Consider the following 15,090-nt stretch of genomic DNA (forward strand, 5'->3'; position numbering starts at 1 on the left):
GGCGGGGGGGGGCGGGGGGTTCGGGGGGGGGGGGGGGGGGGGGGGGGCGGGGGCCGGCGGGGGCGCGTCCTCGGTGGTGGCCGGGGGCGGTGGTGCCGGGGACCCAGCCGGCCACACCACGCGGGCCGATCCACCGCCGAGCCTGGTCGGCTCGGCGACGGCGGTGAGGCGGCCGCCCGGGCCGATCTCGATGGCGGTCGCGGCCCCGATCGCGTTGGCCGTCGGCCGGAGCGTGTGCCCGTACCCGGTCAGCGCCGTGCCGTAGCTGTCGACGAAAGCCTGCTCGGCGGTCGTGCGCGCCGAGTTCTGCGGCGCCGCTCGCGGGGCGGCGATCGCTTCCTCGATGGTCATGCCCAGGTCGATCCGGTTGATCAGCATCTGCGTGACCGTGTTGATGATCTGCGACCCGCCCGGCGAACCGAGCGCGAGCACCGGGCGCCCGTCCTTCAGCACGATCGTCGGTGACATGGACGAGCGCGGGCGCTTGCCGGCCTCGAGCCGGTTCGGGTCGGTGGCGCTGTACTCGATGCTGAAGTCCGTCAGCTCGTTGTTCAGGATGAACCCGCGTCCGGGCACGACGATCCCCGAACCGCCGATCTGCTCCAGCGTCAGCGTGTACTCGACCACGTTGCCCCACCGGTCGACCGCCGTCAGGTTCGTGGTCGACGGGCTCTCGGTGTCCTCGGGGACGACGCCCTCCGCGCCGGGGGTGGCGCACACGCCGTCGTACGACCTGGCGTCACCCGCCGTCACGGGCTTGGCAGCCGCCGTCGTGGGGTTCAGCAGGCAGGCCCGCTCCTTGGCGAACTTGTCGTCCAGCAGCCCGGCCACCGGGACGTCGACGAAGTCGCCGTCGCCCAGGTAGGCGGCACGATCCGCGAACGCCAGGGCGCTCGCCTCGATGTAGTGGTGCAGCACCGCCGGGTCGTCCTGCGCGCCCAGGTCGAACTGCTCGAGGATGTTGAGCGTCTCGCCGACGGTGGTCCCGCCGGACGCCGGCGGTGCCATCCCGTAGATGTCGTACCCGCGGTACGAGGAGGAGACCGCATCCCGGTCCACCACCTCGTAGGCAGCGAGGTCCTCGGTGGTCATCGAGCCCGCCGGCACCGGGAGCGTGGTCCCGGTCGCGACGGGCGGAGCCTGCACCGCGTCCGCGATGTCCTGCGCGAGTGCTCCCTCGTAGAACGCCTCGACGCCGCCGTCGGCGATCGTCCGGTAGGTCTGAGCCAGGTCCGGGTTGCGGAACACGGATCCGATCGCCGGGGCCTGGCCGCCCGGCAGGAACAGGTCGCTGGTGGACGTCAGGGCCTGGAACCGCGCCTGGTTCATCAGCGTCTGCTCATGGAAGAGCTTGTCGACGACGAAGCCCTCCTCCGCCACGTTCGTCGCCGGGCGCAGCGTCTCGCTCAGAGACCTGGTGCCCCACCGCTCCAGCGCGCGCTCCCACGTCGCGGGAGTTCCGGGGACGCCGACGCTGACGCCGCCAGTGACCAGGTCCGGGTAGAACGGATAGGACTTGCCGGTCGCCGGGTCGATGAAGTCGTCGTGCTTGATCGCCGACGGCGCCGTCTCGCGCCCGTCGATGGTCTCGACCTGTCCGGACGCGGCGTCGTAGTGGACGAAGAACCCGCCGCCGCCGATCCCGGCGCTGTACGGGTCGGTCACGCCGATCGCCGCTGCCATCGCGACGGCGGCGTCAGTGGCGTTGCCACCTCGGCGGAGCATCTGCAGACCGATCTCGGAGACGACCGGGTCGAGCGAGCTCACCGCGCCGCCGTACCCGGTCGAGGTGGGCACCTTCTGCGGCTCGGGCTTCGTCTCGATGGCCGCGGCACCGAGCGGGCCCGCCGAGATGGCACCGGCCAGCAGCAGGGCGAGCGCGCCGGTGACTGGTGATGGACGAACGGGGAATCTCTTACGCATTGGGTTTCCGGGCTCCTGACCTGTGTGGATGCGGGATGGCACCGACTCAGACGGACAGCGGGCCCAGGAAGTTGTGGGCAGGATGAAATTGGTGCACCGGATGAGATCCGGTCTGATCGGATCAGAGATCGAAGAGCGTCGGCTGCTCCAGGTAGACGCCTTCCGTCTCCAGCATCCGCACCTTGGTGCGGGGACCGCCACGCGCCGAGAACCCGCCGATGCGGCGGCCCGCCGCCAGTACGCGATGGCACGGCACGATGGGCGGGAACGGGTTGCGGCCCATGGCCTGCCCGACGGCCTGGGCGGCCCCTGGCGCGCCCAGCTTGGCCGCGACCTCGCCGTACGTGCGGGTCTCGCCCGGAGGGATGGCGCGGACCACCTCGTAGACGCGACGGTCGAAGTCGGGCACGGCGCTCATGTTCAGGGGGACCTCCGCGAGGTCCCCGACGCCGTCGCCGAGCAGCCGGACGAGCGCCGCGGCGACCGGTGCCACCGCCGCGGGTGAGGCCTCGACGGCGCCCGGGTACCAGCTCCGCACGGCGCCCCGCACCTGCTCTGCGCCGCCGTGGGGCAGTGCCGAGCCGACGATCTCCGCGTCCTCGTTCCAGACGAGCGCGCACTCGCCGATCGCGGTCGGGATCACCGCGAACTCGAGCCTGTTCCGGTCCATGCGCCACACGATAGGCGGGCACACTGACATGCGGTCCGCAACGCTGCGCGGCCTGACATGCGGTCCGCAACGCTGCGCGGCCCGCAAAATCACCGGCGTCCCGGACCGGCACATGACGCCGGATGCGCGAGCGGAACCGTGATATCCCGCGTCAGGGCCGCCCACCTAATCTCAGCGCATGACGCAGCACAGCGCGGTGTTCCGTGTACTGGCCCTCGCCCTCGCCACCTCGTTCGCCACGACGTGCCTCGCCGTCGGAGCGGCTCCGCCGTCGCGGGCCGAGGAGGCCCGCGCGGTTACCACCGGACCGGGCTCCGTGCCTCGCTACGAGGACTACGTCGCCCTCGGCGACTCCTGGACCGCGGACGTCGTCCTGCTCGACGGACGCGGCACCCCCGACACCCGCTACGCGCCGCTCGGCTGCGCACAGTCCAAGGTCAACTATCCGAAGCTCGTCGAGCGGACGATCCAGCCGACGACGTTCCGCGACGCCTCGTGCGGGGCCGCGACCACCGAGCACTTCGCGAACAGCCAGAGCGTGCTGCTCGGCACCAACGAGCCCCAGTTCGCGCGCCTCACGGCGACCACCGACCTCGTCACCGTCGGCATCGGCGGGAACGACGCCGGCATAGCGGCCGCGGGCCTCGACTGCCTCGGACTCGTGCCGCTCACGCCGATCACCGACATCGGCATCGGCCTGCCGCTGGGTGGCTGCAAGGCCAAGTACACCCGCGGCGGCGTGGACCAGCTCAGCCGGCAGATCGACGCGTCGGAGGACAAGCTCGTCGCCGCGTTCGAGGGCATCCGGGCGATCTCGCCGAACGCGCGCATCCTCGCGGTCAACTACATGGACGTCGTGCCCGACCACGGCTGCTTTCCCCGCCTGGCCGCGTCCGACACCGACATGAAGTACATCTCGGCGAAGTTCCGCGAGCTCAACGCGATGATCGACCGGGCCGCCGCGCGTGCCACCGTGGAGGTGGTCGACACGTTCGCCTCGACCGGTGGCCACGACCTCTGCACCGGGCCGTTCGACCGGTACGCGGAGGCGTACGGGGTCTCGCTCAACGGGGTGGCCGTCGGCGTTCCCGCGCATCCGAACTCGGCGGGTGCCGAGGCCCAGGCACGTGCGGTGATCGCCCACCTCGGCGGGTGAGCCGGCCCGGCGTCGGCGCGCCCATGGTGCCGGCGCCGGGCCCGGTCAGGCGTTCCGGTCGGTGAACGCGCTGCGCAGCCGGGCCGGCGTCGTGCCGAGGGTGACGCGCACGGTCCTGGTCAGGTGCGCCTGATCGGCGAAGCCCAGGTCTCCCGCGATCCCCGCGAGGTCGTCGTCGCCTGCCTCCAGCCGGGCCAGCACCCGGCTCACGCGCACCCGGTTGCGAAATCTGGTGAGGCTGACACCGGTCTCGGCCACGAAGACGCGGCTGAGGTGCCCGGGCGAGACCTTCAGTGCGCGGGCGAGGCTCACCAGGTCGTGCGATGCGGGTGCGTCGTCGAGGACGGCCTCACGCGCGTGCACGACGAGCCGCGTCCGCGAAGCGCGGGCGGCGGGCGTCCGGGCGGCCCCGCCGTCGTCGTCCGACGCCGAGGTGCGTGCCGCGGCCGTCACCGTGCGGACCAGGCGTTCGGCGGGATCCGCCGCGTCGTGCGCCGTCCGGAGCAGGAGCCGGTGAGCCAGCTCGGTCACGCCGTCGACCCGCACCGTGGTGGACCTGGGCCGGTCGCCGGTGATCTCGTGCCAGAGGGCGGCGCCGACCGAGACGAACGTGCACACGTCACCGCCGGACGGATGCGCGAAGCGCTGGTCCAGGCCAGGGACCTGCGTGTAGCCCTGCGTCACGTCGACAGCCTGCTCGACGCCGCCGTTCACCAGCCGGAAGTGCCCCCGCCGGGCGAGGACGATGCCGAACGACTCGACCGGCTCGGCCGGCGACCATCCGCGGTGGTCGTCGGAGCACGCCACGACCCGCACCGAGTACTCGGGTGCGGTGAGGACGGGCGTGGCACGGCGCACGACCCCACCGTAGGCGGGGTCACCGACACTCCGGTCCGGGCTTCGAGACCGGTCCGGATCCGAGGCCGGGCGCCGGACAAGGATCTTCAAGACGCCCGCCGCCCGCCGTCGGACACTGGGGCCGTGCGGAAGCCCCTGCTCCTCGCGGTGCTCCTCACCGCCCAGACCATGGCCTCGATGGACGGCTCCATCGCCAACGTCGCCCTGCCCGCGATCCAGCGGGACCTGGACGCGACGGGCGCTGTGCAGCAGCTCGTGCTCTCGGGATACCTGGTGGTCCTCGCCAGTCTCATCGTCGCCGGGGCGCGCCTGGGGGACCTGGTCGGGCACCGCAGAGCTTTCCAGTGGGGCCTCGCGTTGTTCACCGTCGCATCGCTGGCCTGCGGCCTCGCACCGATACCGGCCTTCCTGGTCGTGGCCCGTGCGATCCAGGGTGCGGGGGCGGCGCTGCTGATCCCACAGGTGTTCTCCCTGATCCAGCACCACTTCCAGGGACCCGAACGACGGCGCGCCATCGGCACGTACTCCCTGGTGCTCGCCCTGGGCGTCGCACTGGGGCAGCTGCTCGGCGGGCTCCTGGTCTCGGCGGACCTGTTCGGGCTGTCGTGGCGACCCGTGTTCCTCGTCAACGTGCCGGTCGGCCTGCTGCTGCTCGCGGCGGTGGCGCGGGTGCTGCCGCCGACCCGCGCCGGGCACGGGGCCGGACGGCTGGGAGCTCGCCGGTTCGACGTGTCCGGGACCGTCGTCCTCGCGTTCGGCATGGCCGCGTTCACGACGTCGCTCACGGTGGGCCGGGAGGCCGGCTGGCCGTGGTGGACGTGGGCCGTCCTCGGCGGATCGGTGGTGCTGCTCACGTGGTTCGTGCGGCACCAGCTCCGGACGGAGCATCCCCTGCTCGACCTCGTCGTGCTGCGGCCCCGCGGGATGAGGTCCGGGCTGCTCGCGTGTGCCGTCGTGATGGGCTGCTACGCGGCTCTGCTCTTCACGTTCACCCTGCACGTGCAGGACGGCCTGGGCTGGACGCCGTTCGCCGCAGGCCTCGCGTTTCTCCCGTACACGATCGGCTTCGGCGCCATGAGCCTGACCTGGACCCGGCTGCCGGAGCACGTCGCTCGGACGCTGCCCGTGGCGGGGCCCGTCGTCCTGGCGGCTGTCGTGGCCGCGGTCGCGAGCGGTGCCTCACCCTGGACTCTCGCGCCGCTCCTCGTCCTGGCAGGGGCAGGCCATGCGGGCGGGTACAGCCCGCTGATCGCGAGCCTGTCCGGCATGGTCCCGCCCCACCAGGCGTCCGCGTTCTCGGCGCTCAACACGACCGGTCCGCTCGTCGCACAGACGGTCGCGATCGCCGCGATCGGCGGGATCTACCTGGCTGCCGGCCTGCCCTGGGCGCTCGGCACGACGGCGGTGACGCTCCTGGCCGGAGCGGGCTGTGCGGCGGTCAGTCGGCGGGCCAGCGAGCAGCGAGGCTGATCGCCTTCTCCGTGGCGTCCGGTCCGCTGCTCGCCGTGGCGCTCAGGTCTCCCGCCGCGGCCAGGCCGTCGGCGAAGCCCACCGCGTAGGTGGTGACCGGTGCGGCCGGCCGGGCGACGGAGTGCGCCGCGTCGCGGGCGAGGTCGAGCACCGCTCCGACGTCGACCGTCCCCGGCGGGAGCCCGAGCTCCGCCTCCAGTGCCTCGACCCAGCTCTCGAGATCCGTCATCTCGGGTCCTTCCGGTAGTCGGCGGTCGCGGCGCCGAGGCGCTCCGCGTCCGCGGGGGTGTCGATGTCGTCGCTCCAGCCTGCCGGGTCCGGTACCTCCGCGCAGCGAAGCTCGCCGACCAGGCGTCTCATCGAGGCGCCTGCCGGCTCGATACCGGCGAGCGCCGAGACGAGGGCGGTACGGCGGTAGATCCCCACCAGCCACTGGGCCCTGCCCTCGCGCACCAGGTACGCGCCGTCCGTTGGTTCACGTGAAACGGCCTGCTCCAGGAGCGTGGTCGCTCCCGCGGCGTGCGGCACGTCCACCGCCAGGACCAGGACCCATGGCGCGCCCGCCGCGGGCAGGGCTCGCAGCCCTGCGGCGAGGCCTGCGACCGGCCCGCCGAACGGCGGGTCCTCCTGGGTGAGCACCGGTCGCGGCCGGACGCCGGTCAGGGCGTCGGCGAGCTCCGGCGGGCCCACCACCACCGCTGTCCCGGCTCGGCTGCTCGCTGCGAGCGCGCGGTCGAGCAGCCGCTCGCCCTCGACGACGAGTCCGGCCTTGGCGGTCTCGCCCAGCCGGGTTGTGCCGCCCAGCCTGGTAGCCCGTCCGCCGGCCAGCACGACGGCGTCGTACGCGATCCCAGCGGACGTCTTGGCGTGATTCGTCATCGCAGCATCAGCACCTGGACGATGTCCCCGGGACCTATCTTCTCGACGTCCGGCGGGACGAACGCCAGACCGTCGGCGGTGGCGAGCGCGGACAGCGAGTGGTGGGAGCCGGCGGGAACGACGCCGACGGGTCCCGGCGCGGTGCCGGCGGCGTCGGGCAGCGGAACGACCCGGACCGGGACCACGAGCAGCCGCCCGGGCGAACCGGGCCAGCCGGCGGCGGCGGCGAGTGGCACCACGCGGGGTGTGTTGCGCTGCGTAGACATTGTCGACTCCGAGCAACACACTCCGGGTGTGTGGTGGCGCCCCGAGGCCTCCACGCCGCGGAGGCGGTCGATCGCCGGGCGCGCGAAGAGCTCGAACGACGCGTAAGCGCCAACGGGGTTGCCCGGCAGGGCCAGCCACGGCACACCGCCCCAGCGCGCCAGTGCCTGCGGCTTGCCGGGGGACATCGCGACGGTGGCGACGTCGACGTCGGTAGCCCCCCGACCGTTCGAGCCGGGAGCCGCGAGGACCTCCCGGACCACGTCCGCCGCGCCCGCCGACACGCCACCGGCGGTCACGATCAGGTCGGCGCCCGCACCGTCGGCGGCGGCCCGTACCGCCTGGTCGAGTACCCGGCGGAGCGCCGCCGGGTCGTCCGTCACGGGCCCCAGCCGGACCACGTCGGCACCCGCCGCGCGGACCGCCGCCGCGAGCATCGGCCCGTTGGAGTCGGTGATCTGCCCCGGTCCGAGCGCACCGCCGATCGGCACGAGCTCCGACCCGGTGGACACGACGGCGACCAGCGGCCGGCGTCGGACCGTGACACGCACCGCGCCCGATGCCGCGAGCGCACCCACCAGCGCCGCCGTCACCTCCGTCCCCGCCTGCGCGAGGAGCTCGCCCTGGCGCACGTCCTCGCCCGCGCACCGGACGTGCGGCCGGGACTGCCTGGCGAGCGTCACTGTCTCCTCCGCCCGGGGCACGCCCGCGACGAACCGGCCGGTCGAGGTGCGCTCGACGGGGACGACGGCATCCGCACCGGGCGGGAGCGGGGCGCCGGTCATGATCCGGACCGCCTGCCCCGTCCCGACCTCGGCCAGGCTGTTCGGCCCTGCCGCGACGTCACCGGTCACCTGGAGGGTCACCTGGCGTCCGTCGGGCGGCAGGTCGGCGAGCCGCACCGCGTACCCGTCCATCGCGGCGCCGTCGAAGGGCGGGACGGACACGGAGGCGTACAGGTCCTCGGTGAGGACCGAGCCGAGCGCGTCCTCCAGGTCGAGTGCCACGGCGGGCAGCGGCGCGACGAAGGCGAGCACACGCTCGACCTGCTCGGTGACGCTGCGCGCCTGCGGCTCCATGACCCGACCATAGGATAATCGGGCCCATGCGCCTTCACCACGTCCAGGTTGTCTGCCCACCCGGCGGCGAGGACGCCGCCCGACGCTTCTACGGCGAAGGCCTCGGCCTCACCGAGGTCCCGCGCCCGCCCGGGCTCGCGGGCCGGGCACTGTGCTGGTTCCGCGACTTCGACGACGAGGGCCGCACGACCGCCGAGATCCACGTGGGCGTGCAGGACCCGTTCGAGCCCGCGCGCAAGGCCCACCCGGCCCTCGTGGCCGACTCCGTCGCGCACCTCGAGTCCATCGCCGCCCGCCTGAAAGATCTCGGCTTCGAGCTCACGTGGAAGGACCGCCACACCTTCGACGGCTACGAGCGTTTCCACACCTTCGACGCCGCCGGCAACCGCGTGGAGGTCCTGACGCCGGTCGGGTGACGTACCCGGCGTAGCCGCCAGGTGGCCGCTGCGACACCCTCACACAGCGAGTCGGTACGCTGTGCGTTCTTCCTTACGGTCGATTAACTGCTCTTTGTCGGGCGATGAAACACCGCCTCCCTAGTTTCCTACCTGTCGGTCCGACGTCGGGCCGGCCCCGGATCCGGCGCTCGTCGGTCCGGGCGCGCCCGGCGTCGTCGGGCATACGCCCATGCAGGAGGACAGCGTGTCCACTCCGACCACACACGACGACCAGACCTCGGCCGCGAGCGAGCCCACGAGCTCGACCACCACCGACGCGGCGCCCAAGTCAGCAGTCCAGCGGTACACCGGACGCTGGATCGACCACTGGGATCCCGAGGACAAGACCCTCTGGGAGGACGGCGGACGCCGGACCGCCCGCCGGAACCTCGTGCTGTCGATCTTCGCGGAGTTCCTCGGTTTCGGCGCCTGGGCCCTGTGGTCCATCGTCGTGCCGCAGCTCCCCGCGGCGGGCTTCGACCTCACCGTCGACCAGATGTTCTGGCTCATCTCCGTGCCGGCCCTCGTCGGTGCGACGCTCCGCATCCCCTACACGTTCGCCGTTCCCGTGTTCGGCGGCCGCAACTGGACCATCATCTCGGCGCTGCTCCTGCTGCTGCCGATCGGCGCGCTGATGCTCACCGTCAGCGATCCGACCACCCCGTTCCCCCTGCTGCTCGGCGCCGCGGCGCTCGCGGGCCTGGGTGGCGGGAACTTCGCGTCCTCGATGGCGAACATCTCGTTCTTCTTCCCCGAGAAGGAGAAGGGCGCTGCCCTCGGCTGGAACGCCGCTGGCGGCAACATCGGCACGGCGGCCGTGCAGCTCGCGGTCCCGCTCGTCATCGTCACCGGCGCGGGCGTCGCGCTCGACCGGGCCGGACTCATCTTCATCCCGTTCATCCTGCTCGCCGCGTTCCTCGCCTGGCGCTGGATGGACAACCTCACCGAGGCGAAGGCGGACCCCCGCTCGTTCGGTGTGGCGGTCAAGAACAAGCACACCTGGATCATCAGCTTCATCTACATCGGCACGTTCGGCTCGTTCATCGGGTATGCGGGTGCCTTCCCGACGCTGCTCAAGGGCCAGTTCCCTGAGGTCGCGATCCCGCTCGCGTTCATGGGCGCCCTCGTCGGGTCGGTCGCCCGGCCGGTCGGAGGCATCCTCGCCGACCGCGTGGGCGGCGTGACCGTGACCATCGGGTCCTTCGGTGTGATGGCCCTCGGTGCCACGGGCGCGATCTACGCTCTCGGCACCGGAAGCTTCGCGATGTTCTTCGGCTCGTTCCTGATCCTGTTCGTCGCGACGGGCATGGGCAACGGCTCGGTCTACCGGATGATCCCCGCGGTCTTCCGGGTGAGCGGCGCGACGGCGAAGGCCGCGGCCGGGTGCATCGGCATCGCCGGCGCGATCGGCGCCTTCGGCGGGTTCCTCATCCCGCGCGGGTTCGCGCTGTCCACCACGGTGGCCGGGTCGCTCGTGCCCGCGCTGTGGGTGTTCATCGGGGTGTACGCCGTGATGGCCTTCGTGTGCTGGTTCGTCTACGGGCGCGGTGCCATGGCAGAGGCTCGGGTCTGAACATGCTTGCCACCCCAGGAACCGCCGTCGACTCACACTGCCCCTACTGTGCGCTGCAGTGCGGGATGTCGCTGACGCGGCCCCGTGCCGACGTGACGGCCGCACCAGAGGTGCAGCCCCGCGACTTCCCCACGAACCGGGGCGGGCTGTGCCAGAAGGGATGGACGTCGGCGGCGGTCCTCGGGGTCTCGGACCGGCTCGTCACCCCGCTGGTCCGGGGCGAGTCCGGCGAGCTGGAGCCGGTGAGCTGGGACGCGGCGCTCGACCTGGTCGCGTCCCGGCTCGCCGACCTGGCCGCCGAGCACGGCCCGGAGTCCGCAGCGGTGTTCGGCGGCGGCGGGCTGACCAACGAGAAGGCGTACGCGCTCGGCAAGTTCGCCCGGACCGTGCTGCGCACGCCGAACATCGACTACAACGGCCGGTTCTGCATGGCCTCGGCGGCGGCAGGGATGAACCGGTCCTTCGGCGTCGACCGCGGGCTGCCGTTCCCGCTCGCCGACCTCGGGGGCGCGCAGGCGGTGCTGCTCCTCGGCTCCAACCTCGCGGAGACCATGCCGCCGGCCGTGCAGCACCTCGCCGGGGCGCGGGCGGCGGGCGGGCTCGTCGTCGTCGACCCGCGGCGGTCGGCGACGGCCCGGCTGGCGAGCGATCCTTCGTCGGAACAGCCGGCCGAGGGCGTGCACCTCGCACCCGTGCCGGGTACGGACCTCGCCGTCCTGCTCGGGCTTTTGCACGTGGTGCTCGCGGAAGGCCTCGCCGACCGCGAGTACCTCGAGCGGCGCACCACCGGGTTCGACGACGTCGCCCGGTCGGTCGCCGGCTGGTGGCCGGAGCGGGTCGAGTCGGTCTCCGGTGTGCCCGCCGACGAGCTCCGGCGCGTGGCGCGGCTGCTGGCCGCGGCCGCGCCGGTCCACGGCGGCACCGGCGCGTACGTGCTGACGGGCCGCGGTGTCGAGCAGTCGACGCAGGGCACCGCGACCGTCACGGCGTCGATCAACCTGGCGCTCGCGCTCGGCCTGCCGGGCCGGGTCGGATCGGGCTACGGCGCCATCACGGGGCAGGGCAACGGGCAGGGCGGCCGCGAGCACGGTCAGAAGGCCGACCAGCTTCCCGGCTACCGCAAGATCGACGACCCGGCCGCGCGCGAGCACGTCGCAGCGGTCTGGGGTGTCGACCCGGAGACGCTGCCCGGACCCGGCCTTCCCGCGGTGCAGCTGCTCAGGTCCCTCGGGACGCCGACCGGCCCGCGCGCGATGCTCGTGCACGGCTCCAACCTCGTGGTCAGCGCGCCCAACGCGAACCGCGTCGTCGACCGCCTGAAGAGCCTCGACCTCCTGGTCGTCTGCGACTTCGTCCCGAGCGAGACGGCGCTGCTGGCCGACGTCGTGCTGCCGGTCACGCAGTGGGCCGAGGAGGAGGGCACCATGACGTCGCTCGAGGGGCGGGTCATCCGCCGCCGGGCCGTCGTGGCGCCGCCGGGCGAGGCCCGCTCGGAGCTGTGGATCCTCGCCGAGCTGGCGCGCCGGCTGGGCGCGCCGGAGTCCCTCGCGTTCCCGACCGACCCTGCGGTGGTGTTCGACGAGCTGGCCCGCGCCTCCGCCGGCGGCCCCGCGGACTACTCCGGGCTCTCCCACGCCCGGCTCGACGCCGCCGAGGCGTCCGGCGGCCCGGGCCTGTTCTGGCCGGTGCCAGCCGTACCCCCCGCCCCTCCCACCCGTACCGACGTGTCAGACACCCAGGTCACCGGAGTGACCCGTACGTCTGACACATCCGAGCACCCCGGGACGCCCCGGCTCTTTCTCGAACGGTTCGCCACGGCCGACGGACGGGCGCGCATGGTCGCCGTCGACCACGTGGGGCCGAGCGACGAAGTGCGCCCCGGTGCCCCGTTCTACCTGGTCACCGGCCGGGTGCTGCAGCACTACCAGTCGGGCGCCCAGACGCACCGCGTCGCGGAGCTGGAGCGCCTCGTCGCCGAGCCGTACGTCGAGCTGCACCCGGTGCTGGGTTTCCGCATCGGCGTGCCCGACGGCGCCCGCGTGCGCCTCACCAGCTCCCGCGGCCAGGTCGAGGCCACTGCCCGCTGGACCGACGTGGTGCGCCCCGACACCGTCTTCATGCCGTTCCACTGGAGCGGCATCGGATCCGTCAACCAGGTCACCACCGACGCGACCGACCCGATCTCCGGCATGCCGGAGTTCAAGGTCTGCGCCGTGGACGTCGCGGTGGCCCCGGCCGAGCCTGTCACCCCGCCGGCCGAGCCTGCCCAGACCCTCGCGACATCGGGTCCCGGCACGCTCGGCCGGCGGGGTCCCATACAGAAGGAGCTCTCGACATGAACCTACGTGTCCCCGTGAAGGTCGTGGTGGTGGGCTTCGGGATGGTCGGCTCGCGGCTCGTCGACGAGCTGCTCCGCCGCGAGCCCGAGGCGTTCGACATCACAGTGCTCGGCTCCGAGCCGTACGAGCCGTACAACCGGGTGCTGCTCAGCGACGTCGTGGCCGGCCGTACCGACGTCGCCGCCATCACCATGCCCCTGCCCGACGGCGCCCGGGTGAGCGTCCTGCGGGGCGTGACCGCGACCTCTATCGACCGCGAGTCACGGGTGGTGACCGCCGACGACGGCTCGACCCACCCGTACGACCACCTGGTCCTCGCGACCGGCGCGGCGGCCCGTGTCCCGCCGATCCCGGGCCTGCGCACGGCCGACGGCGGCCTGCCCGCCGGCGTGCACGCGCTGCGCACCCTCGACGACGCCCGCGAGATCGTCGCCGCGACCGTCAACTCGCCGCGTGCGGTGGTGGTCGGCGGCGGCGTGCTGGGGCTCGAGGCCGCGGTCGGGCTCGCGGGCCGCGGGCTCAGCGTGACCCTCGTCCACAACGTGCAGTCGCTCATGGAGCGTCAGCTCGACCCGGAGGCCGCCGACGTCGTCCGGTCCGGACTGGAGGGGCAGGGCGTCACGGTACTGCCGAACTGCCTGTCCAGCGAGGTGCTCGTCGCGGGCGGCCGGGCGGTGGGGATCCGGGTCAAGGACAACGCGGAGCGGGCCGGCGACGGGGGCTCGGGACAGCGCGACGAGGTGGTCGCCGCCCGGCTCATCATCTTCTCGGTCGGCACCATCCCCGAGACCGGCCTCGCCGCGGCGGCCGGGCTGTCGACGGACCGGGGCATCGTGGTCGGCTACGACCTCGCCAGCCCCGACGACCCGCGCGTGCACGCGATCGGCGACTGCGCGCAGCCGCCGAACGGTTCGCGCGGACTCGTCGCGGAGGGCTGGGACCAGGCGCGCCGTCTGGCGGAGACCCTGGTCTCGCTGGTCGAGCCGGTCAACGCGCCGGTCGAACCCGTCGAGACCCCTGCCGAGACCGTCCACCTCCGCCTGCCCCACGACGGCGCCCAGCCCAGCATGGCCGTACGCCTTGGCGCCCTGCTGACGGGTGGCGCCTCCCGCGCGCAGTCGGACCTGGGCATCGACACGCGCGGGACCGACGTCGTGAAGGTCAAGGCCGGCGCGCTCAGCGTCACCACGATGGGCGTCTGCGGACCGGCGCGCCCGAACGGCCTGACGCAGCGGGCGGTCCGCCTGGCCGACCCGCGGGCCGGCCGATACATCGAGGTGGTGGTGTCCGACGGGATCCTCGTGGGCGCCACCTGCGTGGGCGATCCGCGGGTCGCCGCCGACCTCACCGCCGCCTACACGCGCCGCACCCCGGTCCCGATGGACCCGGCGTTCCTCCTGCTGACGCCGGTGATGCAGACGGCGGCTCCGGCGTCGTCCCCCGAGCACATGCCGGACGACGCGGTGGTGTGCCGGTGCAACGGCGTGACCAAGCGCGACATCGCTCAGTCGTGCGGGTCGGGTGCGCACACGGTCGAGGAGGTCGTGCGCGAGACCCGGGCGACGACGGGCTGCGGGTCGTGCAAGGAGGCGGTGTGCGGGCTGGTGGACTGGCTGGGCAAGAACAAGGAGGCCGTCCCGGAGCCGGCGTGAGCTGTCGTCCGGTGCCGAGCGATTGTGCCCAGAATTCACGACGAGTTTGGGCATGATCGCTCGGTACGTCCGGAGTCACGCCGGGCGCGTCCACTCCAGCGTGTAACGGAAGAACAGGCGACGCCGGATGCGTGCGCCCGGCAGTTCCCGGCGCACCACCCGGGCGAGCTCCGTGAACGTCTCGGCGGCGTCGCGCACCGGCATCGCGGGACCGGCGTCGTCCACAGATCTCGTGACCGGCTGTGGATGCTTGACGATCCCGACCAGCGGGTTGAGCAACGAGGAGGCGACCTCCCAGACGAGGTCGGTCACCGTGTCGGGCCGTGCCAGGCCGACGACGAGCAGCCGTCCGCCGGGTTCGAGCAGCTCGGACGCATGCCGCAGGGCGGCCTCCAGCGGCAGGTGGTGCAGCACCGCGACCATGGTGATCGTGTCGAACGTGCCGTCGACGTCCTCGAACCGGGCATGGCGCACGCTCACCGCGGGGTCACCGGCGAACCGCTCGGCCGAGACGGCGGCCATGGCTGCGTCGGCGTCGACGCCCAAGACCTCGTCGAAGTGCCCCCGCAGCCGGCTCAGCAGGAGGCCGGCGCCGCAGCCGACGTCGAGCGCCCGCCGCCGTCGGGCCGGGAGCCGCCGGAGGATCCAGCCGTGGAAGTGGTCGTTGTGGCTCCACGGATGCCGCTGGTTGACCCGGTGCAGCCAGCGGCCGCCCGCGCGCACCAGCGGGTTCGGTACGGTCCGGATGTCCATGCCGCCCCACGGTAGCGGCGCGAAACTTGGAACAGAC

General features: G+C 73.2%; 13 protein-coding genes. 6 read left to right on the forward strand and 7 right to left on the reverse strand.

Annotation, left to right across the window (positions count from 1 at the left end):
• Both ggt and ACFWE2_RS11655 read right to left on the reverse strand, forming a co-directional pair.
• Window positions 1-1,923, reverse strand: a 1,923-nt coding sequence (gene ggt / locus ACFWE2_RS11650; RefSeq protein WP_377224388.1) for a gamma-glutamyltransferase, incomplete at its 3' end; no start/stop codon positions are given.
• 121 nt (window positions 1,924-2,044) lie between these two features.
• A complete protein-coding gene (locus ACFWE2_RS11655) occupies window positions 2,045-2,593 on the reverse strand; it encodes a methylated-DNA--[protein]-cysteine S-methyltransferase (protein ID WP_377224389.1) in 549 nt (182 codons plus the stop codon).
• 178 nt (window positions 2,594-2,771) lie between these two features.
• Between ACFWE2_RS11655 and ACFWE2_RS11660 the strand changes: the two genes are divergently transcribed.
• Window positions 2,772-3,749: an SGNH/GDSL hydrolase family protein gene (locus tag ACFWE2_RS11660; RefSeq protein ID WP_377224390.1), complete on the forward strand. Its 978-nt coding sequence runs from the start codon at window positions 2,772-2,774 to the stop codon at window positions 3,747-3,749.
• 45 nt (window positions 3,750-3,794) lie between these two features.
• Here ACFWE2_RS11660 and ACFWE2_RS11665 read toward each other — a convergent pair whose 3' ends face one another.
• Window positions 3,795-4,607, reverse strand: coding sequence for a helix-turn-helix domain-containing protein (locus ACFWE2_RS11665; RefSeq protein ID WP_377224391.1), 813 nt, complete (start codon window positions 4,605-4,607; stop codon window positions 3,795-3,797).
• 123 nt (window positions 4,608-4,730) lie between these two features.
• On the opposite strand from ACFWE2_RS11665, the gene ACFWE2_RS11670 reads away from it, so the two are divergent.
• Window positions 4,731-6,077, forward strand: coding sequence for an MFS transporter (locus tag ACFWE2_RS11670; protein ID WP_377224392.1), 1,347 nt, complete (start codon window positions 4,731-4,733; stop codon window positions 6,075-6,077).
• On the opposite strand, the gene ACFWE2_RS11675 is transcribed toward ACFWE2_RS11670, so the two are convergent.
• The 3 genes from ACFWE2_RS11675 to glp are packed head-to-tail and all read right to left on the reverse strand — an operon-like array spanning window position 6,046 to window position 8,299.
• Window positions 6,046-6,306 carry a DUF6457 domain-containing protein gene (locus tag ACFWE2_RS11675; protein ID WP_377224393.1) on the reverse strand — a complete coding sequence of 87 codons (261 nt, stop codon included), beginning with the start codon at window positions 6,304-6,306 and terminating at the stop codon, window positions 6,046-6,048. The two genes, ACFWE2_RS11670 and ACFWE2_RS11675, sit on opposite strands and share 32 nt — an antisense overlap.
• Window positions 6,303-6,956, reverse strand: a complete 654-nt coding sequence (locus tag ACFWE2_RS11680) for a molybdenum cofactor guanylyltransferase (RefSeq protein WP_377224394.1) — start codon at window positions 6,954-6,956, stop codon at window positions 6,303-6,305. The genes ACFWE2_RS11675 and ACFWE2_RS11680 overlap by 4 nt, the downstream gene beginning before the upstream one ends.
• Window positions 6,953-8,299 (reverse strand): gephyrin-like molybdotransferase Glp, encoded by a 1,347-nt coding sequence (glp, locus tag ACFWE2_RS11685; protein WP_377224395.1) that lies wholly within the window; start codon window positions 8,297-8,299, stop codon window positions 6,953-6,955. The genes ACFWE2_RS11680 and glp overlap by 4 nt, the downstream gene beginning before the upstream one ends.
• 26 nt (window positions 8,300-8,325) lie before the next feature.
• Between glp and ACFWE2_RS11690 the strand changes: the two genes are divergently transcribed.
• From ACFWE2_RS11690 to ACFWE2_RS11705, 4 genes are all read left to right on the forward strand, one after another.
• Window positions 8,326-8,715, forward strand: coding sequence for a VOC family protein (locus ACFWE2_RS11690; protein WP_377224396.1), 390 nt, complete (start codon window positions 8,326-8,328; stop codon window positions 8,713-8,715).
• A 226-nt stretch (window positions 8,716-8,941) separates the two neighbouring features.
• A complete protein-coding gene (locus ACFWE2_RS11695) occupies window positions 8,942-10,309 on the forward strand; it encodes an MFS transporter (protein ID WP_377224397.1) in 1,368 nt (455 codons plus the stop codon).
• Window positions 10,310-10,374: 65 nt separating this feature from the next.
• A complete protein-coding gene (locus ACFWE2_RS11700) occupies window positions 10,375-12,648 on the forward strand; it encodes a molybdopterin oxidoreductase family protein (protein ID WP_377224411.1) in 2,274 nt (757 codons plus the stop codon).
• A complete protein-coding gene (locus tag ACFWE2_RS11705; RefSeq protein WP_377224398.1) occupies window positions 12,645-14,300 on the forward strand; it encodes an FAD-dependent oxidoreductase in 1,656 nt (551 codons plus the stop codon). Before ACFWE2_RS11700 ends, ACFWE2_RS11705 begins: the two co-directional genes overlap by 4 nt.
• A 75-nt stretch (window positions 14,301-14,375) precedes the next feature.
• On the opposite strand, the gene ACFWE2_RS11710 is transcribed toward ACFWE2_RS11705, so the two are convergent.
• The gene (locus ACFWE2_RS11710) at window positions 14,376-15,053 is read right to left on the reverse strand and encodes a class I SAM-dependent methyltransferase (protein ID WP_377224399.1); all 678 of its coding nucleotides are present in this window, start codon (window positions 15,051-15,053) and stop codon (window positions 14,376-14,378) included.
• Between the last annotated feature and the right edge of the window lie 37 nt (window positions 15,054-15,090).

The sequence above is a fragment of the Promicromonospora sp. NPDC060271 genome (genome assembly GCF_042726755.1).
Taxonomy (GTDB): Bacteria; Actinomycetota; Actinomycetes; order Actinomycetales; family Cellulomonadaceae; genus Promicromonospora.